The 25,800-nt window shown below is 32.0% G+C and carries 19 protein-coding genes; 3 read left to right on the plus strand and 16 right to left on the minus strand.

Annotated features, from left to right (window positions below; genetic code table 11):
* Positions 1 to 50: 50 nt before the first annotated feature.
* From AC2LE6_RS04600 to AC2LE6_RS04610, 3 genes are all read right to left on the minus strand, one after another.
* Positions 51 to 1,436 (minus strand): uracil-xanthine permease family protein, encoded by a 1,386-nt coding sequence (locus tag AC2LE6_RS04600; protein ID WP_484478080.1) that lies wholly within the window; start codon positions 1,434 to 1,436, stop codon positions 51 to 53.
* 382 nt (positions 1,437 to 1,818) lie between these two features.
* Positions 1,819 to 2,937, minus strand: a complete 1,119-nt coding sequence (locus tag AC2LE6_RS04605) for a leucine-rich repeat protein (RefSeq protein ID WP_484478081.1) — start codon at positions 2,935 to 2,937, stop codon at positions 1,819 to 1,821.
* A 373-nt stretch (positions 2,938 to 3,310) separates the two neighbouring features.
* On the minus strand, positions 3,311 to 5,467 hold the full coding sequence (locus tag AC2LE6_RS04610) for an efflux RND transporter permease subunit (RefSeq protein ID WP_484478082.1): 2,157 nt from the start codon (positions 5,465 to 5,467) through the stop codon (positions 3,311 to 3,313).
* Between the two features lie 136 nt (positions 5,468 to 5,603).
* Between AC2LE6_RS04610 and AC2LE6_RS04615 the strand changes: the two genes are divergently transcribed.
* Positions 5,604 to 6,167: a TetR/AcrR family transcriptional regulator gene (locus tag AC2LE6_RS04615; protein ID WP_484478083.1), complete on the plus strand. Its 564-nt coding sequence runs from the start codon at positions 5,604 to 5,606 to the stop codon at positions 6,165 to 6,167.
* A gap of 267 nt (positions 6,168 to 6,434) precedes the next feature.
* Here AC2LE6_RS04615 and AC2LE6_RS04620 read toward each other — a convergent pair whose 3' ends face one another.
* The 6 genes from AC2LE6_RS04620 to AC2LE6_RS04645 form a co-directional block, all read right to left on the minus strand.
* Positions 6,435 to 7,259, minus strand: a complete 825-nt coding sequence (locus tag AC2LE6_RS04620; RefSeq protein ID WP_484478084.1) for a DUF2785 domain-containing protein — start codon at positions 7,257 to 7,259, stop codon at positions 6,435 to 6,437.
* A 211-nt stretch (positions 7,260 to 7,470) separates the two neighbouring features.
* Entirely contained in the window at positions 7,471 to 7,872 is a 402-nt protein-coding gene (locus AC2LE6_RS04625; RefSeq protein ID WP_484478085.1) for a VOC family protein, read from the minus strand.
* A 124-nt stretch (positions 7,873 to 7,996) separates the two neighbouring features.
* Positions 7,997 to 8,326, minus strand: coding sequence for a YolD-like family protein (locus AC2LE6_RS04630; RefSeq protein WP_484478086.1), 330 nt, complete (start codon positions 8,324 to 8,326; stop codon positions 7,997 to 7,999).
* Positions 8,319 to 9,275, minus strand: coding sequence for a recombinase family protein (locus AC2LE6_RS04635; protein ID WP_484478087.1), 957 nt, complete (start codon positions 9,273 to 9,275; stop codon positions 8,319 to 8,321). Before AC2LE6_RS04635 ends, AC2LE6_RS04630 begins: the two co-directional genes overlap by 8 nt.
* A 166-nt stretch (positions 9,276 to 9,441) precedes the next feature.
* Positions 9,442 to 10,353: a deoxyribonuclease IV gene (locus tag AC2LE6_RS04640; protein ID WP_484478088.1), complete on the minus strand. Its 912-nt coding sequence runs from the start codon at positions 10,351 to 10,353 to the stop codon at positions 9,442 to 9,444.
* 7 nt (positions 10,354 to 10,360) lie between these two features.
* Complete coding sequence (locus AC2LE6_RS04645) at positions 10,361 to 11,650, minus strand: DEAD/DEAH box helicase (protein WP_484478089.1); 1,290 nt, start codon at positions 11,648 to 11,650, stop codon at positions 10,361 to 10,363.
* Positions 11,651 to 11,736: 86 nt separating this feature from the next.
* Here AC2LE6_RS04645 and ispH point away from each other — a divergent pair, with 86 nt between their 5' ends.
* Positions 11,737 to 12,627: a 4-hydroxy-3-methylbut-2-enyl diphosphate reductase gene (gene ispH / locus AC2LE6_RS04650; RefSeq protein ID WP_484478090.1), complete on the plus strand. Its 891-nt coding sequence runs from the start codon at positions 11,737 to 11,739 to the stop codon at positions 12,625 to 12,627.
* A gap of 174 nt (positions 12,628 to 12,801) precedes the next feature.
* On the opposite strand, the gene AC2LE6_RS04655 is transcribed toward ispH, so the two are convergent.
* A complete protein-coding gene (locus tag AC2LE6_RS04655) occupies positions 12,802 to 18,810 on the minus strand; it encodes a hypothetical protein (protein ID WP_484478091.1) in 6,009 nt (2,002 codons plus the stop codon).
* A gap of 101 nt (positions 18,811 to 18,911) precedes the next feature.
* A complete protein-coding gene (locus AC2LE6_RS04660; protein ID WP_484478092.1) occupies positions 18,912 to 20,111 on the minus strand; it encodes a DNA polymerase IV in 1,200 nt (399 codons plus the stop codon).
* An 86-nt stretch (positions 20,112 to 20,197) separates the two neighbouring features.
* Between AC2LE6_RS04660 and AC2LE6_RS04665 the strand changes: the two genes are divergently transcribed.
* Entirely contained in the window at positions 20,198 to 20,371 is a 174-nt protein-coding gene (locus AC2LE6_RS04665; RefSeq protein WP_484478093.1) for a hypothetical protein, read from the plus strand.
* Between the two features lie 28 nt (positions 20,372 to 20,399).
* On the opposite strand, the gene recN is transcribed toward AC2LE6_RS04665, so the two are convergent.
* The 5 genes from recN to nusB all read right to left on the minus strand — a co-directional run.
* Positions 20,400 to 22,076, minus strand: a complete 1,677-nt coding sequence (gene recN, locus AC2LE6_RS04670) for a DNA repair protein RecN (protein ID WP_484478094.1) — start codon at positions 22,074 to 22,076, stop codon at positions 20,400 to 20,402.
* Between the two features lie 11 nt (positions 22,077 to 22,087).
* Positions 22,088 to 23,929 carry a 1-deoxy-D-xylulose-5-phosphate synthase gene (dxs, locus tag AC2LE6_RS04675; RefSeq protein WP_484478095.1) on the minus strand — a complete coding sequence of 614 codons (1,842 nt, stop codon included), beginning with the start codon at positions 23,927 to 23,929 and terminating at the stop codon, positions 22,088 to 22,090.
* 8 nt (positions 23,930 to 23,937) lie between these two features.
* Entirely contained in the window at positions 23,938 to 24,147 is a 210-nt protein-coding gene (xseB, locus tag AC2LE6_RS04680) for an exodeoxyribonuclease VII small subunit (RefSeq protein WP_484478096.1), read from the minus strand.
* Between the two features lies 1 nt (position 24,148).
* Positions 24,149 to 25,423, minus strand: coding sequence for an exodeoxyribonuclease VII large subunit (gene xseA / locus AC2LE6_RS04685; protein WP_484478097.1), 1,275 nt, complete (start codon positions 25,421 to 25,423; stop codon positions 24,149 to 24,151).
* Between the two features lie 7 nt (positions 25,424 to 25,430).
* A partial coding sequence (gene nusB / locus AC2LE6_RS04690; RefSeq protein WP_484478098.1) for a transcription antitermination factor NusB occupies positions 25,431 to 25,800 on the minus strand: 370 nt, incomplete at its 5' end.

The following is a 25,800-nucleotide window of genomic DNA, read 5'->3' on the forward strand; positions in this document are numbered from 1 at the left end:
AGTAAATAAAAACCAACTCATAAATAAGTTGGTTTTTTTTTTATGTTTTATTAAGATTCCTCAGTGTCCTCTTGTTCATCAGTGTCATCTTGTTCATCAGTGTCATCTTGCTCATCAGGTAATAATGTTTGCATAAGCACACCAATGATTAACGGTAACATTAAACCACTTAACTGGAATGATATATCCCCAGTTCTAAATACGTCTACTCCAATAAATATTTGTGAGTATGCTGGAATCAATGTTACAGCGGTACCTAGTAGAATCATCACTGATATTATTAATAAATTCTTTTGATTACTAAAGTCAACTTCTGAATTTAGTAATACTTTTAATCCGTTAAGGAATATGAAGCAATATAGTAATAAACTTAAACCACCAAATACAGCAGTTGGAATAAACGCTAGTAAAGTAAGTACTGGTGTAAATGATATGATGATAGCTAGTACTGCTGCTCCACCGACAACGTATTTACTTGATACTTTTGAGATTGCAACTGAAGCTGTACTTTCACCATATGTTGTTACTGGCGAAGATCCTAATAATCCAGCAGATAATGTTGCTAGTCCTTGAGCTTGTAAAGTTTTATCTAGTCCTGGGTCTTGTAACAAATCTCTTTTAACAGTTGCACTTAATACAGTATGATCCCCAATATGTTCTGCCATTGAGACAAACGAGATAATAATAAATGGTATTAACTGCATAAATGATATATTTGATAGATTGAATTTAGACCATGTACTTGAAATTGATTTTATTGGATTTTCAACGACAAAGTTATCCATGTCACTTAGTGTTGGTAATCCTCCACCAATGATCAAGTTGATAATTATTGCAATCACACTTGAAAGTGCAAGTCCAATAATGATGCTGTATGTTTTTGTTACTTTGTTTCCTTTTAAAACAAACAAAGTAGTAACAATAAATGTCAAAGTCGCTATACCTAGTGTAAACCATTGGTCCAATGATAATGAATTTCCAGTATCAATAGTAGCATCTAATCCAAACCATGTGATAGAGTAGGCAACAAGAGATATACCTAATATCATAATGATTGGTCCAACTATAACTGGTGTTAATATGTTTTTAATCCATAATGTTCCTGTGAATCTAACGATAGTACCGATTAGTATATAAACCACACCAATTGTAATTACACCTGTGATTAGTAGTGTGGGGTTTCCGAGTGATAATCCAAACAGTAACGGAATAAACGTTCCTGAGTTCCCTAGAAATACCGCGGATTTCTTGGTCCATAAAATATAAGCAAGCGTTCCAATACCCGCTGTCATTAGTCCTAAAGCTGGGTTTATACCAATAATGATTGGTATAAGTATTGTAGCACCAAATACTGCGACTAATTGCTGTAAAGAAAGTAACAACCATTCTACATATGTTTTTGGTTTATCATAGATATCATACTTCATATTATTCATAATTATCTCCTTAAGTTTTAGTAGTATTTACACTGAATTTGAATACGGTTTTACTGTATAGTATACCATAATTTAGTTTATTTTTCATACTATCATCAAACTTAAAACAATAATAAAAACGATTTACAGTGTATCAAGAAAATACAGTTCAATGATTCAAACATGTAGTCTATAAAAAAAAGCCCGTTTCCGGGCTTTTATTCAAGTAATATGATTCGATACATTTATTTGTGATACGGCTCGTCGTAAGGCATTTAGTTGCAACTTATTATGAATGTGTTATCAAATGATAACATGAAAAAAGTACGAATTCGATCTAAAAAAATTTGGTATAGTGTACTGATATAGAGCTATGCATTATAAGAATTCTCCTTTACAAAGATTACTCAAAAATTAATTCAACATCTTCGTCGAAAGCTTCATATCCAACAAACTCAACGCTAGAAGGAATATCTACACTAGTAAATTCATTAAACCCAAAAGCGGAATCATCTATATAAGTCAAGTCATTTGGTAATTCTAAACTAGTTATTTTATTATTGTAAAACGCTCTAAACCCAATAGTTAAAACAGAATCAGGAAGTGTTAAGTTTGTAATATTATTAGTATCAAAAACTCCGTTTTTTAATTCTGTTATCCCATTCGGGATTTCTACACTGATTATCTCGTTATTGTAGAATGCATACTCTCCAATAGTAATTAATGAGGATGGTAAAACGAGATTAACCATATCAGTTTCACTAAATGCATACTCTCCAATTTCTTCAAGCCCATTAGGTAAAGTCAGGCTATTAATAGAATGGCACTTGAATGCGGAATCTCCAATTGATATTAATCCTTCTGGCAATGTTAAAGAAACAATTTGACTATAATCTGGTCTCCAACTACAATTATTAAAAGCATTATCACCAATAATTATTACATCTACACCACCTATCTGGTTTGGTATTACGAAATCACTACTATAAACTCCATTAAAACCTAATATTGTTCCTGTATTTTCATCAAACAAAAATGGGTTTTCTATATATTCTGCTATTAATGTGATTTTCTCAGTTCCCATTGTTGCTGGAACTGTTCCAATCCATGCGTCAAATATATATCCTTCTCTTGTTGGATCTGTTGGTGCTGATACACCTGTTATATCTGATCCAAAGTCATAATCTTCTGTTTGTAAAACTATTCCATCATGATCTACATACTCAACCGTGTATTGATTAACTGTATATGTTGCTGTTACTGTTATCTTCTCAGTTCCCATTGTTTCAGGTACTGTTCCACTCCATGTATCAAATGTATGTCCTTCTCTACTTGGATTTGTTGGTGCTGTTACACCTGATATATCTGCTTCAAAGTCATAATCTTCTGTTTGAAGTACTGTTCCATCATAATCCACATATTCTACTGTATATTGAGAAATTTCTTCTATTACAGTTTCTACACATCCTACCAATACAATTGACATAATTACCGTTACAATCACCATTGTTAATTTTCTCATAATAATCCTCCTAGTATAATAAAACCCTCGTAGATTTGCTATGGGGTTAGTTTTATAGATTACTATTTCTTATCTATTACATCCCTACCCCATTATTACATATATATATGTTAGCACTAGAACCAATTATATTCAATATAAGATGCAATTAGAATTAATTGGTAAATGATATTAATAATCGCTCTTGTCGTATCCCATTCCACACATTATATATGGCTTTGTTATGCTATGCATGTCAATAGTTTCAACTACTTATGATACGGCTCGTTGTATCGTATTTAATTGCAACTAATTATTATATTCATATGATGTACATAGAAGCCAGTATTCAGTTCATATAATAATCAACTTTTCTTTTTCATCGAAGAGTTAATCACTGTTTATGTTTCTTTAAGTGATGTTCTTTCTTAAGTAACTTATCAAATATGTATAAGATATGTGGTGCTACTACAAGAGAAACTATCAAACTAATGAATGCTCCACGACCAAGTAACATTCCCATTTGTTGTATTGTTCCCGTTTGAGTAAAGAACATTATATATCCTCCCACAGTTAAAGCTAATCCTGAAGTTATTATTGAGTGACTAGATTCTTCAACTGCTTTTATAACAGCTTCTTTTTTACATAGTTTTCCCTCAAATCTATAATACTCGTATTTTTCAGAAAGTAATATAGAGTAATCAATACTTGCTCCAAGTTGAATGGACCCAACTATGATTGCACCCATAAAAATCAACTGCTCTGCAAAAACATAACTTGATGCTAAATTTATCCATATTGCTCCTTGTATCATTGTTAAGAGGATAAGTGGTATTAGTAATGATTTAAAAGCAATTAGTATTACAAGACCTACTGCGATCACTGAAATAATAGATACTACTGGGTAATCAATCTCATTAATCTGTTTTAAATCATATACCATTACAGAGTCTCCTGTTATCCAAGCATCATCACCAAATTCATTATGTGATATGGTTCTTAGTGATTCTATTTGATTAAATATATCATCCGAAACCTGTAAATTCTCTGGGTCATTTAATTTAATTATCAATATTTCATAAGTTACACCATTACTTGTTCCTACAAAAAGCTCATTTGCCTTTTCAGTAAGGTTTGTCATAACAGCTGAATTGCTTTGAATCATCCCCATCAGGGTTGGTTTGTCAATTGGGGTGTTCAGTAACCCAGCAAATGCTTGAAATTGAATACACTCAGGGTTATCAAAACTACCTAACGTAATACAATCCAAAACTCCATCTGCAGTTTTGCTTATAGATTGTTGAAGTGCAAGTTCTTTGTTAATTATAACTACACCTTCTAAGTCACTTTCATTATCAACTCCAGCAACAAAGTTTCTTAAATCTATAGAACCATCGTTCTCAAAAACCAATACAATTGTGTTATCTATACTAAAATTCTCAATGTAATATTGCTCATATTCATTTGCTGTTGTTTCACCATATACATAATCTACTTCATTTCTACCAATTGATGCTAATCCTACGATTATTGTGAAACCAACAGCAACCACTATTGATACACTTTTACCAGTGATTTTACCAAATACTTTGAATGATGGTAATAATGGTTTATGAGTTGTTTTATCCATTGCTTTGTTACATATCTTGATTAATACTGGTACTAAAACAAGAGCAGTAATCAATGATATAAATATTCCTTTTGATAATACCAACCCTAAATCAAGACCTACCTCAAGTTGCATAAACATCAACGCTACAAACCCTGCAATGGTTGTAATTGCACCTGCGAGAACTGGTTTAAAAGACATCGTTACAGAAGTTTTAATTGCCTTATCAACTTCGTCTCCTTGTTCTCTTCTAAGTTTATAATTATTAATAATAAATAATGTATAATCAATTGAAACAGCCAACTGTATTAATACTGCTGCACTAGCAGAAACACTTGATATTTCTCCAAAGATGATATTTGAACCCATATTTATCATAATTGCTACACCTAATGAACTTAGTATAACAACAACATCAAAATACGATTTTGTAAATACTAAAATTAGAATTGCAAGTGCAATGAATAACATTACAATCATTCCTGAATTACCGTCATCAGGAACAGAAGTTGTATTCGAAAATACTCCACCCCATACATTATATTCTTCTAATATATTACTTATATTTTGGCTAAACGATTCGTATTCACCATATTCAGGTGATAACGTAATATTAAGTAAATAATCATTTCCATGAGAATCCTCTAGATCCGTGGATACTACTTCCTCTAAATCGCTAAGTGCATTTACTATATTAGATAGTTCTAACTCATTTGTATCACTTACTAATAAATAAAATGATTCACTTTCATGAGAATCCGTGAATGCCTCATCAAGTATATTTTTTCCTGCGACACCTTCTACATCGTTTGGTAAATAGTCCAGCATATTATCATTAACTTCAACGTTTTGTTGTAAAACTCCACCAGATATTGCTAATACAATAAAAAGTGTTAATATAACATACCTAAATCTTAATACACTTTCAATCATTTTCTTCATATATTTTCCTCCTAAAGACTCACTTGTTGCATAAACAACTATGATGTATTATACTAACAATAAGTTATTTATCAATAACCAATCTTAGATAGTATGTGACTTAAACCACAAATAACTAAACTATGGGGTGAAACAAATGGATAGAAGAATAAAAAAAACAAGAAGAGCAATCTTCAAAGCGTTTCTAACAATGGTAAAAGATAAACCAGTAAACAAAATTAGCGTAAGTGAATTAACAGAACTTGCTGATATCAACAGAAAAACGTTCTACTTGCATTTCTCTGATATATTCGAATTAGAGGAATTAATAATAAAAAAGTTCACAGAAAAAACTGAAGATCTTAAGGAATATTTTAGTGTTTCTAATCTTTCTATGAGTGATGGAAAATTTGTCGATGTTATATTTGATAAACTCAATTCAGTATCATCAAAATTCAAAGGTGTTACACATACAGAGTTTTTTCATAATTTACTTAGAGAAGCCCTTGAGAACTTAAGAAGAAAGTTAATTGAGGAATACGTAGAGCGTGGTGGTAAAAATATACGTAAATTATCCTATTCATACACTTTTATTTCTAGTGGAATAACCGAACTTTTTTTAGACTGGGTAAATGCTGAAACACTAGATGATAAGCAAATAATAAAAGACCTCTTAAATGATTTGATTGATTTTGAATACTTGTCTCAAATAGCTATATAGGATAAAAATAAAAAAACATCACTGGATATATAAAGTGATGTTTTTATTAGATTATGAACTATAGTTAAAAACACTTGTTTCAGTTAATAAAAAACATGGTGCATAATTTCATCTTTCTCTAAAATAACATGTCTAGTCGTATCACATTCTACCCGTAAAAGACGGCTTTGTTATAGTCTGCATATCAATAGCTGCAACTATTTGTGATACGGCTCGCCGTATCACATACCAAATAAACTATAAATTAGTTCAAGTCATATGTTCCAATTATTTCAATTTTACTTTTTCTTCTAACACCTTTTTTATCTCATCCGTTAAGAATAAATACTTTTTATTATCTAATACTCTAAAATACAAAGATCTAAGTAGATTCTTAACGTTGTTGTTGATTCTATATACTTCAGGATAAGTTTTAGGTCTTTCATAATCTCCTAAATCATTTACCCATTTTAATAGAGTCTCTTTTGAGATAATATCCTTCTCTAGTAAGTTAAATATTGCATTTACAGTTCTTTCGTCTTCATGAGATACAAAGGTATATGTATTAACTTTAAATTTATTATTAATTGAATCTAACATATATTCAAAATCTTTAACATCTAACTCATCACATTTTACTAATTGAGCAAAGATATCAGCAGCATGTGCCACACTATGTATCCAGCCTACTGCTGGTTCATAACCTCTTATATCTTTTTCATTAATATAGTATTCTACAACTGAATTAAACATCTTTTTTACAAATTCTTTATCAAAGAGTTTATCTCTGTTGTGAACATAGACTAACATTGCAATCTGAAGACTTGTAAAAGTACGTTTTAGTACACTATATTCATTTTTATTATCCATGTCAAAACTTAAATATTGATCACTTATTAAAATTTCAGCTATTTTTTTCATTTCCTCTTTTTCAAAATGCTTGTCACGTAGTAAATGAGCAAGTGATGGATAGATGACATTATCACGTAAATGTGAATCCTTATTACCGATATCTTCAATTAATTCATAGGTGAGTTTTAATTTATCAATGTTTTCAAATTTAAACTCATTTTTAAATTCTTCTTCTAAATATTTTAATGTTTTATCTTTCATTGAGAATCTCCTCCATAATTATTTACTTCATATCTATTACTGGATACATAATTTATTTTAACATATCCCATTAAAAAAGGCACTTCCTCGAGGAGGAAAGTGCCAAATATTCTGTATTCCGTATTCTTTCAGGTCTTTTTTTGTCGTTCTATTAGATGTTATCAATTTCTTATCAAATTAGGATCAAAAAAATAGGTATTCGATTGAATACCTATTTTTTTTCTAATGGGCAATGAAACTCCCAACTAATTCCGTACTTATCTTTGACAATTCCAAATCTAGCACCCCAGAAAGTATCATGCATCTCTTCAGTTACTACTCCTTCAATTACCATTTTATTATATTGTTCCATTTGTAATTCTAAATCTGTGTAATTTAATAAGAGGTATAACTTCTCTTGCCTAAGCTCTTCTTCAGCATCTGCCATATAGATATGGTTATCATGTATCTTTAACTCTAGATGCATTGTTTTATCCATATCCTCAGGTGGACAGTCTGGTGTATCTTTACCTTTCATTATGTAGGTAATTTCACCATCGAAGATTTCTTTGTAATACTCTGCTGCTTCGTTACAATCTTTAAAAGATAAATATGGTATAAAAAATTGTGACATAGAATTCCTCCTTTTTACTTAATTTTATAATCAATGAAATATTCTGTCAAATAATATGGTTTGAGCTTATGAAACAAAAAAATCGTAAATCATTTGTATAACTCTTTTTTGTATTTTGGAGTATCTATACTTCCTCAATATTTATAATCTGTAAAGCTGAGACAAAGGCATCACCTACAAAAATTAACTTATTATAGATATCAGTTCTAGTAATAATACCTTCTACTTTATATATTGCACCATCTCTAAAGTAAGTAATTAAAACTTCATTTTTAAATAAGTACGCTACTTCTAACTTATAGTTTAATTCTGACTGCTGATCTACACTTAAGATCGGCATTTCTTTTTTACTTCTGCCATTTAGTAAATCACTTATATGTTCACCTTGTGCTAATAATGCATTAAATGGCATCCATTTCATCATCTTACGGTCATGATATACATAACTAGGCATTATGTCCACCTACCATTTTACTACCACATTCTGGACAAGTGAGTACTCCAGCTAACATGTATTTTCCTACTGGTGGTTTTTTCCTTTGATTGGTTTTCATTCGGGCTTGTACTTTGTCCCAATCTTCTTTTGTAATGATTGATTCATGATTACCTTCCACTAAGATATATTCAGATGATAATCCTTTTCTTCTTTTCTTAGTCCAGTCTTTATATTTACCATATCTTATGTATCCAGCATATAGAGGATTATCTAATACTGTTTTCACAGTATTGATTGCGAACAGTTTATGTTTCTTTGTTCTAAATCCTTCTTTATTTAGTTTATTGGTTATAGCTTTATATCCATATCCACCTAAATACATTTCAAATATCGTTTTGATGATTTCCTTTTCTTTTACATTGATTACTATTTTCATCGTATTCTTCTTTGATGTTTCATCAATCACTCTGTCATACCCTAACATTCGAGCTGATCCATACATTTTTCCTTCCTTAGCTCTTTTCTCTGCTCCTGCGCGAGTTTGTTCCATAATGGTGTCTCGTTCCATCTCAGCAAAGATTCCCATTAGTTTAACCATAACGCTTCCCATAGGTGTTGAAGTATCTATGCCATCATTAATAGCTTTAAATGAAACATTGTGTTTTTCAAAGTCATATATCATGTTTTGTAGGTCTCTACTATTTCTGGCTAGTCTTGATATCTTAGTAACATATACTTTATCAATAATACCAAGTTCAACATCTGTCATAAGTAGTTTTAACCCTTTTCTTTCATCCATACTCTTACCTGAAACCCCACCATCTTTATAGACAAGATAATCTTGCTTTTCTCTTTCGGCTTCAATAATAAGTTTTTCTTCTTGGTCTTCAAAGGAGAATCCTTCTTTAAGTTGTTTCTCAGAACTAACTCTTATGTATAGACCAATCTTCTTATTCACTTTGTTCATCAGATTTCCCCTCTCTTTCTTTTTCTAATTTCATTACTAATAACTCATATAAGAGTTGCAGTATTTTATTATTCTTTATATTTTCCATATGATACACCTTGTTGTTGTTTATTCTAAACAACCGATATACTAGTTCTAGTACAATAATACAAAAAGGCTAACTTAGTTAGCCTTTATTTCTTAATTCAGTTAATATGTTTTCATTGAATGTATTTGATTTAAACATTTCTATTTCCTCTTTATAAGGAGGGTATAGACGTTCTTTACTATCTTGTGTTTCTGTTACATATGGAGTTTCTAGTATCTTTGGAATATCTAGAAAGTCTTTATGATGAATAATCTTGTTTAATGCTTCATATCCAATATATCCAAATCCTACATTTTCATGTCTATCTTTGGAAGCCCCTTTTGGGTTCTTAGAATCGTTTATGTGAAATACGCTGATTCTTTCTTTTCCAATTAAACGATCAAATTCTTCTATTACTTTATCGAAATCATCTTTTGTATCATATCCTGCGTCATGTGTATGACAAGTATCAAAACAAACTGATAATCTTTTATTGTTTGTAACACCATCAAAGATTACTTTTAACTCCTCAAATGATCTACCACATTCAGTTCCTTTTCCGGCCATTGTTTCAAGTGCGATTAATACATCTAAGTCTTTTGTGTTTTCAATCACTTTGTTTAGTCCTTCTATAATGAACTGAAGTCCTATTTCAGGACCTTGTTTGACATGTGCTCCTGGATGTAAAACGATTTGTTTTGCCCCAATTGCATGTGTACGTTCAATTTCTTTTGTTAAGAACTCAACAGCGAACTCTCTTTTTTCAGGATCACCATTTGCTAAATTCATAATATAAGGAGCATGAACGATTACATTCTCAAATGGAATGTTGTGTTCATTCATTAATGCTTTTGCTTCTTCTATTCTCATTTCGCTAATTGGTTTTCTTCTTGTGTTTTGTGGTGCTCCGGTATATATCATAAAGGCATTTGCGTTATAGCTAACTGCTTCTTTAACGCTACCCAGTAACATTTCTTTTCCATTCATTGAAACATGAGATCCTATTTTCATAAGACACCTACTTTCTTTTTTTACGAATAGCCTTTAACTTAGCTTTTTGAAGTTCTGCGTGATATCTTTTCTTATACCCAGGTTTTACTGTTTTGGCTTTTTTCTTGATATCAACACTATGTCTATTAAACCCAGCATGAACTTCTTCACGTTTGGATCTTTCTTTACGTTCTCTTTTTTCTACTAATTCACCGTTCTTTATTTCTCTATAAACAATATTGATACCTTTGTTTTCTAGAAAATCTAAGTAGCGATCATCATTCGGGCTATATAAACTAATTGCTTGTCCTTCATAACTCGCACGTCCTGTACGTCCAGATCTATGAACATAAAACTCCATATCTTTAGGTAAATCATAGTTGATAACATGACTTACACCATCAATATCGATTCCACGACTTGCGATATCACTACAAACGATAAACTGGAATTCAGCTTTGTTTGCTCTTTGCATTACTCTTTTACGTTCACGTGCTGTAATTCCACCGTGAATTTTAGCTACTTTAAATCCATTTTCAAATAAATAACTCGTTACATAATCTACTTCTTCTTTTTTATTACAGAAGATCAATCCAATGTATGGGTTAATCACTTTTAATAAAGACAGTAAAATCGTTTTTCTATCTTTACTTCTCATCGGAAGAAATACATGTTCTATGTTTAAACTAGATAATTCTCTTGGTTTTATATAAATCTCATCAGGTGCGTTCATATACTTACGAAGAAATGGTCGTAAGCTTTCAGGTATTGTTGCACTAAATACCATCATTTGTAATCCTTCTTGCATTAATGATGCGATTTTATCTACATCTTCTAAAAATCCAGTTTCTAAAGCCATATCAGCTTCATCTAAGACAAATGTTTTTGCTTTATAGATGTTTAATATATTTTCTTTCACTGCTAAATCAACAATTTTACCAGGAGTCCCAATCACGATTTGTGGTTGTGATTTTTTTAAGCGTGCTACTTCTGATTGTCTATTTGTACCACCAGTGTATTTTCTAATATCAATATGTTCTTCTGATTCTACTGCGATATCTTTGGCAACATTATATATCTGTTGTGCCAGTTCTCTAGTAGGAGCGCAAATTACAACTTGAACTTCTTTATCTGTTACATCTAAGTTCTCGAATATCGGTATCAAAAAAGCGTGTGTTTTACCACTACCTGTTTGGCTACACCCGATTATATCTACACCTTTTCTTGCCTTTGGTATTACCTTGTCCTGTACCTCAGTAAACTTAGTAAACCCTAGTTTTTCTACTGCTTTTAATACATAATCCTTACGAATATCCATAGTATCTCTCCTCTGTGCTATTATACTACACTATCATTTCATTTCCAAATCTAATACCTTATTGCTATAATAGGGTAGGTGATAAAATGAAAACAATAAAAATCACACCAAGAGGTTACTGTCATGGTGTTGTAAGCGCAATAAATACTATAACAAAATTAGACAAATTGTCAATGATTAAACCAATATATATATTAGGTATGCTTGTTCACAACAAGAAAGTCATTGAGAATTTCAAAGATGATGGAATTATAACTCTTCATGATCCTTCTAAAACAAGATTAGAATTACTAGAAGAAATCAACGAGGGAACGGTTATTTTTACCGCTCACGGAATTAGTCCTAAAGTAAAGGAAAGAGCGTTAGAAAAAGGATTACATATCATAGATACCAGTTGTAAGGATGTTTTGAAGAGCCAATCTGTTGTCAATGAGTATTTAAGCAAAGATTACTCTATTATATATATAGGAAAACAAAATCATCCTGAATCAGAAGCAGCTAGAAGTATTTCTGATAAAGTACATCTAATTGAACATATGGAAGATATTGACAAGTTGGATATCTTCGGAGATATCGCATTAACGAATCAAACAACGATGAGTATTCATGATGTCTATCAAATCGCGGAATACGCGAAGACAAAATATCCAAATATTATCTTTATCGATGAGATTTGTAATGCGACTAGAATTAGACAAGAAGCTGTCATCAATCAAGAACCGGTAGATCATCTATATGTTGTTGGTGATAAGTTATCAAATAATTCAAGAAAACTAGTTCAGGTGAGTATTGAACAGGCAAACATTGACGCTACGTTGATTGAGAGTTTAGATGATCTTGATATTGAGCAGTTATCTGCTTTTTCAAGTGTTTCTGTTAGTAGTGGAGCGTCAACTCCAACAAGAGTTACTCGAAGAGTTACTGATTTCTTAGAACAGTTTGATGTTAATGATAAGTCAACGCATAGTAAAGGTTAAGAGCAATTCAATTGAATTGCTCTTTTTGTTTGTATCAAAGTGCTCTAGCATATATTGAGAATGATATAAATTATTACTTGGTGACTATATATACTAACGTGGTCAGTACATAGTTGTGGTTCCTTAATCGCTCTAACGTAAAAAAAAGCACTGGATTAATCCAGTGCTTTTAATTTAATTTTGTTCTGTGTAAACAAATGTTCTTTGTTCGATGATTTGTTCGATAGAAGCTTGGTCTGCTTCGTTCCAATCTAATGTAGCTTCGATTGTAACTAAGTATTGTGTACCAGTCGTTCCATCATAACCATTGAATGTGATTGTGTTATCACCATCAAGTAATACTTGTTCAGCTTGATAAACATATGCTTCTGTTATGATATCCCATTCGTATAATCTTGCATATACAGAGTTACCTGAATCAATTAATCCAAATTCAGTATCTGGAAGAACTAGTGAAACTCCAGTAATAATATCTGTACCAGTTACTGTAATAGCTTGTAAAGCGATTGATTGAAGTTGTTTACGTTCTGTAGTGATATCCATTGAATGGATTGTTTCTACTGTAAAGCTTCCTCCACCGTCTTTAACTTTTGCAGTAAACTCTAAGTTATAATCATGGTTGTTATAGAAGTTAATCAAATCTATTGTTGCAGCGTTTGTAGGTGTATCTACATTTACTGAGAATGAATCTGCTACTTCTAGGCTATCTTTATCGTATACAGTTATTTCTAAGTATCCATCATATAATACACTGAAGAAGTCATCTATTGTAATATCTAAGTTTACTTCTAAAGGTAAGTTTGTAATACTTTCAATAACAATTAGAGGTCTTGTACTAGCTGCGAAGTTTGTCATTTGTAAGCCAGTAACATCTGCGACTCCTGTGTTATTGTTGTAATCTGTAACGATTTCTACTGTATAATCTGCACCAAATTCTAAACTTGTGAATGAAACTGAATTTGCTCCTGTAGATAATGCTATTGGAGCCCCTACTGCTACTTCATCTTTGTATAGAATTGCTTGTAAATTATTTGTAATTGTAACAGATGGATCTGATACATCTACATCGAAATCAATTGAAGTATTTGTTACTACTGTGTTAGTAACGGTAGCGTTAGGTGATTGTTTTGCTTGTGTAGCTTCTGATCTGTTTACCATTTCAAAGTTCACTACTTCACCTGTACCATCGTCTAAGTTGTAATCGGTAATTACTTTTACTTCATAGTTTTTGTTACTTAGAATTAAATCAAATTCTTTTGCAACGTTGATTCCTGCTGTTAATGCTACTGTTTGTCCTACTGGTACACCATCTAAGTATAATTCAGCGAATAATGTTCCACCAGTGATTACAGAATCAGTATCGTATACTGTTATATTGAATGTTAATGTGTTGTAATCTGCAACGATTGAAGTAATTGCTGCTGATGGTTCTTGATTGATTAATGTTACTTTAGAATCATTTACCATTACGTAATCTGTTCTTGGCGCAGTACCATCATTTAAATCGTAATCAGCTTGGATGTTAACTGTATAAGTTGAATTACTATCTAAACCAGTGAATGATACTCCAACGTTTGAACCGACATTTAATGGAAGTGTAGCAACAGGTGCACTGTCTTTATATAATACAGCTTGTAATGATAATGCTGTGATTACTGAATCAGCATCTGTTACGTCTACATCGAAGTTATATGTTGATGAATCAACACTAACGTTTGTTATTACAGCACCCGGTGTTGTATTAACTGATGTAGAGTTTGTTTTTGAAACTAGTACAGCATCTTCAATGATTGGTGATAAGTCGAATAAGTTATAATCAACGATTACTTTAATATCATATACTGTATTAGATTTTAAGTTTGTGAATGTTTCTGTGTTTGATCCAACAAATATTTCTACTTGGTCTATTTGAACATCATCTTCGTATAGAATAGCGAAGATTTGTCCGTCGATAATTGAATCATCATCTGTTACTTCAACATCAAATTGAATACTTGAAGGCGTTACTACTTCGTTAGAGATTGATGATGTTGGAATATCTTTAGGTAATACTACGAAATCTTCTGATAACATTTCGTATCCTATATTAGTTCCATTACCATCACCGTTATCATAATCAATAACAAATGTAACTGTGTAATTGTGATCACTGATTAATCCAGTGAATTGAACTGAAGTTGTCCCTAATCCTAATATGAATGAATCTACCATTGTTTCTCCATCATATAGTTTAGCAATTGCGTTTCCAACGTATGTGTTATCACTATCTAAGATTGTTACATCGAAATCGATTGTGTTGTCTGTGATCACTTGATTGAATACAGTTGCTTGAGGTATCAACTTGTTGAATACCATTATTTGAGTTCCTCTAATTGGAATGTCTTGTTGTAATAATGAAGCATCTCTCATATTGATATCTGCTTGAACAACGATATTGTAAAGAGTGTTATGATCTAATGTGATTCCATCAAATACAACATCTGTAATTCCTACGTTTATAACTTCTGATGCTACTACTAGTCCGTCTTTATCGTAGATTACAGCTCTTAAGTCTTGTGCAATTACATTGTCTTCATCTTGAACGTTAATTCTAACTTCTACATTATCTTGATTCATTGAGATATCTGAGATAATTGCAGTTGGGAACGTGTTGGCTGGAGTTGTTAAATCTAAATCTAGACATACACCAGTAACATCGTTGTTTCCATCTGATAAGTTGAAATCACATGATACTTGAATTGTGAAGTCGAAGTTAGCGATGAATCCTGTAATGTCAAATACTACTTCTTCACCAATAATTGGATTTGAGTTGATTAGACCAATACCAGGAACATAAAGTTCCGCAACCATTGTTCCACCAATTAGTGTTTCATCTTCATCGATATAATCGAAGATAAATCGTACACTTTCTCCATCAAACGTGATGTATGATGCAGTTCCAACTGGTAATTTTTTAGCGATTGTTGTTTCTAATTTACTATATATTAACGTTGTTTGTTCTTCATCAACGTCGAATAAATCATAAGTTGCTATAACTCTGATTTCATAATCTACACCAGAGAATAATCCTGTGAACCCTACATTTTGTGTGATGCCTTCAGTTACGATAAATGAATCTTCCATCGCACCTTCATACCATAATTCGATTACATAATCACCTGTTGATGTATCATCTGAATCGACGATAGTTACATCAAATTCTACAGAGTTGATTGTCTTAGTTAAGCTCGTAATGTATCCTGTTGGAGCTGTATAAGCATTTGTAGAAGTAGTGTATGAATCTAGTAAGTAGTTTGTTTGTATTTGATCAATGTCTCTTAAGTTGTAGTTTGTTACTAATTGAATAGTGTACTCACTATCACTTATAAGACCTGTAAATGATTTTGTAGTTTCTCCTACAGTAATTGCTACTCTATCTGTTTCAGTTCCACCTTCATAAAGTACTGCTTCTAATGTTCCAGGCATGATTACTCCGTCTTCATCATTTACGATTGTAGTGAATGTGATTGTATCAATACCAACAATAACACTTGTGATATCTCCAGATGTTAAAATATTTTCATACGTTGTTACGAAGTCATAACTTAATAAACTTCCTTCAACGATGGCATTTCCGTTATTTAAGTCATAATCCGATAATACACGGATGTTGTAATTTTGATTAGAGTAAATGTTAGTAAATAATACGTTTGCATTTAATCCTTCTGATAATACTATTTCATATGGAAGTCCACCAACTAAGAATGGATCATCCCCGATATATAATACTGCTGTTGCGTTTCCTGAAATTACATCATGTTCATCAGTAAGTACGATTTCCATAGAGATTGTTTCTTCTGTACTAACGATGTTTGATATAACTGCAGATGGTTCTGTTTTTGTGTCTGTGTGAACTGTATAGTTTCCTAATTCTAAATCAGGATTTATACCAAGTCCGTTATTCAAATCATAATCTGTAAATACTTTAATGTCATATGAGTTTGAACTTAAGATATCTGTGTCAAATAGTATTCCAGGGTTTAAACCAACAGTTAATGGATAAGGTAATCCAACTGGTGTTACACCTTTATACAGTTGAGCAAACAGTGTTCCATCTTCAATAACGCCATCATCATCAATTATTGTTATATCAGTAGTTATAGAATCTACTGTAACGTCTGAGTTAGAAATTATCGTAGTAGGTAAATCTTTAGGATTGGTCATAATATTTGATTGGAATAAGACTTGATCTTCTTGTACTCCAGATCCGTCCATAACATCATAATCAGCAAGAACCGATACAATGAAGTTTGTATTACTTAAAATCCCTGAAATGTCAAAATCTAATGTTCCAATATCATTCATTGCTACAATGATTGGTTCCATTAATGGAATTAGTGGGTTTTCTTGCCCTAAATCGTCATCTGCATATACAGGTATTTGTTCGATAAGAACATACACTGATCCATCAATGATTGTTTCGTCTGCATCTAATACTTTTACATCAAACATAAATCCTTCTTTATTTGGATCTAAATTTTTGATTTCTGCAGCAGGTGGTAATGGTTCAAATGATGGTAATAGTAATTGATATAGTATTACATCATTAAATGTCCCGTTTCCATCTCTTAAATTATAACTAGATATGATTTCGATGTTATAGTCTTTTAAGAATGAAAGTGGATGTTCGATTATTACTGCTAATTCTCCAACACCAAATTCTCTTGAATATACTTCTACACCATCTTCATATAGTATTGCCATACTTTGTCCTTTAAGTGTATTGAACGAATCAATTACAGTTAAGTCTACTGTTACATATCCTTGTGTTACGCTAACATTTGTAACGTTCATGACAGGGATTGTGTTATCACTAGTACTTAATACTTCTGTAAATATTACTTGATTCGGAACGTCTCCGTTCCCATCGTTCAAGTTATACGTTGCTTCAATTTCAATTGTAAAATCAAAACCAGCTAGAACGTTGAATATTTGCAATTCTGCATTATATCCATTCATTTCATTTGATGATTCTAGTACACCATCAATGTATAGATTAGCAACTAAAGTCTCTTCTAAAATGATTCCATCAGGATCTTCAATAACGATGTCAAACATAATTCTATTTTGCTCAACTAATAAGTTATCTAGTGTCGGTAATGGAACTTCTCTGTCGTTTGTACTGAAGTCATGACCTGCTAAGACATACGTTTCTTGTGTTAATAAACCATCTCTTAAATCATAATCAGCAACTAATTGAACTGTATAATCGGTAGCGTTTAATAAATCAGTTATTTCATAACCAATTATATCTCCCGTGATTAAGAACTCAATATTCGGTTCCCCTTCGTTGATTAAAACTACTTTTAATCCACTAGGAACTATTACTGAGTTGTTATCTATAATGTCAATATCAAAGATTATACTATTACTAGTAACTTCGACATTTGTAATCGTACCATTAGGTAAAGCATTTGGTAATGTTGTAAAAGAATTACTTAGTAGAACAACTTCCTCGTTTAATCCACTAGAATCCCCAACATCAAAATCTGCTTTTACTTTTACTTCATAATGTTTGTCTGAATCTAATCCATCAAACAACACAGTATGTTCACCAGCAGTTAGACTGATAACATCTAACCTTGTTGCACCACTAAATAGTTCTACAACTAGTGAATCTGATACTATAACTCCATCCTCATCAGTTATGTTTAAATCTAAACTGATAGAATTTTGAGTGATATTGTAATTATCCCTAACTACTTGAGGTGCGTTCTTAAATACATACACCATAAATTCATTATTAGAGTTGATTAAAGTTGTTTTTACGTCAGTTCCATCGAAATACTCAATGTCATCAACACTATAAACATGTTCACCTAAATCGTCTCCTGCTTCTATTTCAAATTTAACTACACTTGTTGTTGAATCACTTGTAAATCGAGTACTTCTATAGTAATACCCGTCAATTACAACTGAACGAATCTCTAAATTATCAGGGTTGTTTAATGTAACTTCCACTAATATAGATTCGGTACGTTCTTTATAGAATGTAACAAAGTCAGATCCATTATGAGGATTAGTACTATCAATACTAATACCTACAAAAGTAGGAGCTGTTATTGAAGTGCCACCTTGACCTGTACACCCTACTAGGGTAATAGCAGTGATTAATAGCGTCACCAATGTTAATATTTTTCTCATTCTATTTCCTCCATTCAGTTTCCCCGCGCTTATGCACACACGTATTATATATATCTAATTATATATTTTATCATATTAAAAGCCGTAATTCAATGATAACCCTATTGACTTACAGCTTTTTTTTCATTATTTTTTAACACCTTTTTAATAAGTGTACTTCCGTAATTCTCGTTAATACTGTCGAGCAACCTCATTACTCCTTCTTCTTTGACCGCATTCTTTGGTATATTGAAAATATTTAACTGTCTGAAATTAGACTGACTGTCTTTTAAGTTGCTTACACTGACACCAAGCAATCTTATTGGTTTGTCTGATTGATTGTCATCAAATAATCGTTCTACGACTTCGTATATCTCATAAAAGTTTTCAGTATGATACTCCAAAGTATATGACCGATTTATCTGTGTAAAATCATTATACCTTACTTGAATTGATATTGTTTTACATACAGATTCATCTTCTTGTAGCCTTTCAACGACTTTTCTTGCTAGTTTTTCTATTTTTATAACTGCTTCACTATATTCAAACACATCTTGTATGTACGTACTGGAATTCCCAATAGATTTCATATCAACATATCTATGTGGTGTAACAATGTTACTATGATTTCCATGTGCCTTATCAATGAATTCTTCCACTCTATTTCCAAGAACAAGTTTCAATTTTTTGTGATCTTTGTATTCTGCCAAATCCCCAATAGTCTGAATTCCAATTAATTTTAGGTTAGGATATGTTTTTTTTCCAATTCCAAACATATCTTCAATAGGCAATGGCCATAATATATCTTTTATTTCTCGTTTTCTTAATACTGTTATTCCAAGAGGCTTCTTAATATCAGATGCCATTTTAGCTAGAAACATGTTTGGAGCTACTCCAATAGATACTGGTAAATCATATTCCTCAACCAATCTCTTTTGAATTTCTTCTGCGATATCGAGTGGATGTCTACCATCACAATAATCTGTCATATCCATATACCCTTCATCAATTGAACCTTTTTCAATAACGTCTGTGTATTCTGAGAGTAAATCAAAGAATAAAGTGGAATACTTATTATATAAATCGAAATTTACAGGAAGAATAACAAGATTAGGACATAATCTTTTAGCCTCATAAACATTCATGGCACTTTTAACACCAAATTTACGAGCAACGTAATTTGCCGTTGTTAAAACACCCCTATCACTGCTTCCACCAATTCCAATAGGTAGTTTTTTAAGTTCTTTGTCTTCAGCCATTTCGCAACTTGCGAAAAAGGCATTTAAATCAACATGAAATATAATTCTGAATTTTTTTTCCATAAATAATCTTCCTTTTTTAGTGATTCTATAATATAATGAAAAAAGACATATTTATTATATCACAAAATAAGATATGAGGTGAAGAAATGCCAACTAGTAAGAAACGTGTTAAGACAGAACAACCAGAAGTTAAAGTAGCTGTAAAGAACCCATTACATAGTGTTTGGGGTAAAGCTGTTGTACTTACTTTAGCTGCCGCATTCGTTATTGGTACTTTAGTATCACTAATTGTTGTTTTGGTTAGTATCGCACAAAGATAAATTAAAAAGCATCGGGAGATGCTTTTTTTTATTGCTTTAATAACTCAATAGCATTTTTAATACTAGACTCAGTGATTTGATCTCCTGAAATCATTGTTGCTATTTCTTTTACTCTGCCCTTTGTATCCAATTCTTCAATCTTTGCCTTGGTTCTACCTTCTTCAACGTATTTACTAATAAATAAGTGGTGTTCTGATTGGGCAGCAACTTGAGGAATATGTGTAATACAAATTACTTGAGTGTTTTTACTAATATCAATCATTTTCTTCGCTACTTGGTTCGCAACGTACCCACTAACTCCTGTATCAATTTCATCAAAAATGATTAAACTAAGTTTCAAACTTTGAGCTAGTAATGTTTTAAGTGCTAACATGATTCTACTCATCTCACCACCACTTGCTGATTTACTTAAACTTTTAAGTGGTTCTCCTGGGTTTGTTGTGATTAAAAAGTCGACTTCGTCTACTCCATTTGGTAAAAATGTTGCGTGTAAATGGTTATCTAATACAGGATGTTTAAACTCGATACTAAACAGTGCTTTTTTAAGTTCTAAATCTCCTAGTAAACGTATCAATTCTTGCTCAATATAGTTACTTGTTTTTTTACGTAAATCGGTAACACTAACTGCTCTCTTTTTTACAACTTCAAAGGCTTCTTTTACAATGTTTTCCTGATCAATCAAGACATCATCATAATGATCAATGTTCTCAATATCCTTTGTAATCGTTTCTAAGTAGTCAATTAATTCAGGAAGTTCTTTACGATACTTCCTTTTTATTTTATCCAAGTCATTTAAACGGTCTTGGTAATTATCTAGTTGACGTGGATTAAAGTCTAGCGAGTCAGCCTGATTCTTTAGTTCTTCATATGCATCTGTCATTTCATAATAGGCATCTAAGAACCTTGATTTTAGTTTACTGTATGCTTCGTTATAATTCTCAATGTTCTCAAGCTCTTTTGACGCGTCATATAAACGATCAATTGCGTTTGAGGAATCAATAACATTTTTGGTCTCTTTTAACCCTTCAAAAATCTTGTCAAAGTTTTGCATTTTCTCTACTTTTTCTGTCAATTCTTGTTCTTCTGTAATATCAAGATTGAATTCTTCTAATTCTTGTTTTTGAAATTTCATTAGATCAAGTTTTTCTAATAGATCATTGTTGTTATTTTGAAGTCTTTTTAGTTCTTTCAGTTCTTTTTTATACAGAGACAAATCTCTATTATATTGTTCTAAAAGAACTTCTGTTTCATCGTAATTGAACCCATCGATAATCTCTAAATAAGTTTCTGTGTTGATTAATCTATGTGTATCGTGTTGTGTGTGAATATCGGCTAGGTAATTTGTGACAGTTCTAAGTTGAGATAATGTTATGGTTTCACCATTACATTTTATTATATTATTGTTGGTTGGTGTAATTTGTCTTCTGATGATAAGTTCGTTGTCTATAGAGTCGATTTCATATTCATTTAGAAGTTTTGTAATTTCAGGATGGGTATATTTAAATATACCTTCTACAATTGCCTTTTGTTCTCCAGTACGAACGACATTGCTTGTAGCTCTATCGCCAAGTAAAAGACCAATCGCATCGATTAGCAGACTTTTTCCGGCTCCTGTCTCTCCTGTTAGAGCGGTAATTCCATTTTTGAAATGAACTTCGATATTTTCGATAATCGCAAAGTTTTTAACTGAGATATAACTAAGCATACTATCCACTCCTATAGTGTATTTTTAATCGTTTGTATAATACTTTCTTTATCTAACCCTAATTCTTTTAATAATTCCTCTTTGGTCCCTTGTTCTACGTATTGATCTTTTATTCCAAATAGAGTTACTTTGTTTTGTAGGTTTTCACTTGCCATGTATTCTAATACACTTGAACCAAAACCACCAAGTAACTGTGATTCTTCGTAGATAAATAAATCTTTGTTTTTATTGATAACTCTTTGGATTGTTTCTGTGTCTAATGGTTTGATCGATTTTGCATCAATAACTTCTATTTTAAGCTCTTTTAGTCCGGTTCTAACTTTATCTAATATCGAACCAAAAGCAATAAATGTCCCGTTTGAACCAGATTCTAATGTTTCCCAAGATAAGTCACTTATTTCATTTGTTATCCCTTTACTGAAATCGTACTCTACTGAGCCTCTTTCATATCGAATACATATTGGTCCATCATTTTTCTTGAATGCATAGTTTAAAAGTTTAAATGCTTCTTCTGCGTTTCTTGGATGAACTATTTTCATATTTGGGATAGGACGTAACAATGGAATATCAAATACCCCTTGATGTGTTTCTCCGTCTGCCCCAACCAATCCTGCTCTATCAATCCCAAAGACTACTTTGGCATTTTGCCTTGCGATGTCATGGTTTACTTGATCATATGCACGTTGGATAAATGTTGAATATATTGGTAAGAAGACATCAACATCACTCATCGCCAAACCACCAGCCATTGTAACAGCCATTTGTTCTGCGATTCCGACATCGTGGATACGATCTGGGAATGTTTGTTGGTACTTGATGAATGAACTACCAGCGATCATTGCTGGTATGACAACACCAAATTTTTCGTTTTGTTTTGCATACTCAATCATATATTCACTTATTATAGTACTCCAAGAGTGATCATTTTGCTTTTTCTCTTTTATGGAGATACCTGATTCAATATTAAATGGAGCTACTCCATGCCATTTTCCAAGTTTATCGTTCTCACTATGAACATATCCTTTTCCTTTTTCTGTTAGAACATGGATGACACAAGGTTTATTTGAGTTCTTAGCGATTTTTAAATATTTTAGGAGTTCTTTTACGTTGTGTCCATTAATAGGTCCGTAGTAACTAAATCCTAGGTCATCAAATATTGTGTTTGCGCTTAGGAATCCTTTGATTCCTCGTTCTACCTTTGAGGTAATCTTTTTTAGGAATCTTGGTAGGATTCTAGAGACTCCTGATTTGGTTTTTTTATATATTTTACGACCACGTACATCGTTTAGTATTCTTGATAAATATCCTATGTTTTCACTGATTGACATTTCATTGTCATTTAGGATGATTATTGGTTGATGTTTTTTGAATCCACCGAGGAAATTTAATGCTTCGAATGCCATTCCTCCAGTTAATGCGCCATCACCAATGATTGGGATTACTTTATGGGTATCTTTTGTGTACTTTTTACTGAATTCAAACCCTGAAGCTGCGGCGATACTTGTACTACTATGTCCCGCTTCGTAGCAGTCATATACTGATTCACTTCTTTTTAGGAATCCTGATAGTCCTTTGTGTTTACGAAGTGTATCAAATTCAGATGCACGTCCGGTTAGGATTTTATGAACGTATCCTTGATGTCCTACATCAAAGATCAGTTTATCGTTTGGTGTATCAAAGACTTTATGTAACGCTATTGTCAGTTCTACAACGCCTAAATTGGAAGACAAATGTCCTCCTGTTTGGCTAACTTGTTCAATTAAGAACGTTCGTATATCTGCGCTCAGTTCTTTTAGTGCTTTAACGTCCATGTCTTCTAAGAAACTTGGATCTTTTATTGTGCGTAAATCCATGATCTCACCTATTCTTTGAAGTCTACTAGTTTATCATCTTTCATCATTTTTACAATTACGCTTTCTGCGTCTTTTAGTAAGTCATGACAGTGTTTACTTAGTTTCATTCCATCGTTGTATTTTTTAACAGCGTCATTTAATTCAATGTCTCCGTTTTCAAGTTCTTTTACTAGTGTTTCTAATTCTTCTAATGCTTGTTCAAATGTTTTTTCAGCCATTTTATTCACCCTTTCGTTTCTCGTTAACTACTGCGCTTATTGTTCCATCTTGTAAATCAACAGTGATTGTGTCCCCTGTATTGATTTGATCGATGCTTTTTAATATTACATTGTCTTTTTTTGTTACTGAGTACCCTTTTTTCATGATACTTAGTGGGTTGATTAGTTCTAGTTTGTTTACTGTAAGATTGAAGCTATTTTGTTTTTTCTCGATATATCTTTTAAACAGATAATTTAGTTTTTCTGTTTGTGTTTGTAGGTCTCTTTTACTTTGTTTTAGTTTGTTGTCTGGTTTTAAGAGTTCTAGTTTTTCGATTAGAAAATCTAATCGTCTACTTTTTTGTTCTGTCATTCTAAGTGGGTCTCTAAATATCATATGTTGCATTAAGTTATTTAGGTCTTTCACTTTTCTTGTGTATGTTTGGTTGAGTTGGACTGTCATATTGCTTTCCATACGCTTCAAGTATGATATCAATTCAAATTGATCCGGAACAGCAAGTTCTGCACCACCTGATGGTGTTGGTGCTCTTAAGTCTGCGACAAAGTCACTGATTGTAAAGTCGGTTTCATGTCCAACGCTACTAATGATTGGAACTTTACTTTCAAATATTTCATAAGCAACTGCTTCTTCGTTAAATGGCCAAAGGTCTTCAATACTTCCTCCACCACGTCCTAAGATAATGACATCGACTAATCCATCTGTGTTTGCTTTTTTGATGTTGTCTACAATGTTATCTTTTGCGTATTCACCTTGTACTAGTGTTGGATACACAATAATACTCGAAAGTGGATATCTTCTGTTTACGATATTAATGATATCTTTTACCGCAGCTCCAGTTGGACTTGTTAATACTCCAATTGTTTTTGGAAACTGTGGGATTTTTTGTTTGTGTTGTTGTTCAAATAAACCTTCTTTTTCTAATCGTTTCTTTAGTTGCTCATACGCAACATGAAGGTTTCCTAAACCATCTTCTGTCATACTCTTAACATAGATTTGATATTGTCCACTCGCTTCGTATACTGTTAGGTACCCTTCTACAAGAACACTCATACCTGATTCAGGCGTGAAAATTACATTTTTACTACTAGATGCAAACATTATTGCGCTTAGCTGTGCCTTGTCATCTTTTAGTGTAAAGTAAAAATGCCCACGAGAATGATGTTTAAAATTAGAGATTTCTCCCTTTAAATATACATTCTTTAAATGGACATCATTATCAAATTTGTATTTTAAATACTTTGTTAATGCTGTAACAGATAAGTAATTTTTTTCCATACTATCCCTACTTTTTTAACGCCAGTTTAATATTGTCTAAGACACGATTGATAAATCCAACCATTTTGTTATCGCCTTCGTCAGAATATTGCTTTGTAATGTTTAATGCCTCGTTAATAATGATTTCACTAGGTGTTTGTGTATACATCATTTCATATACAGCACATCGTAAAATTGAACGATCAATAAATGTTAATCTATTTAGCGTCCATTTTTGAAGGTTATCACTAATAACATCGTCTAATCGATCCATCTTTTCACTTACACCTTCAAGTATTTCTTCAATGTATGGATACTCGCTATCGCATTCAGAGAAATCACGATTCATATCCATTTCAAATAATCGTTTAATAACTTCAATTCTTTGTTCTTTTCTG

The sequence above is a fragment of the Candidatus Izemoplasma sp. genome (assembly GCF_982632705.1).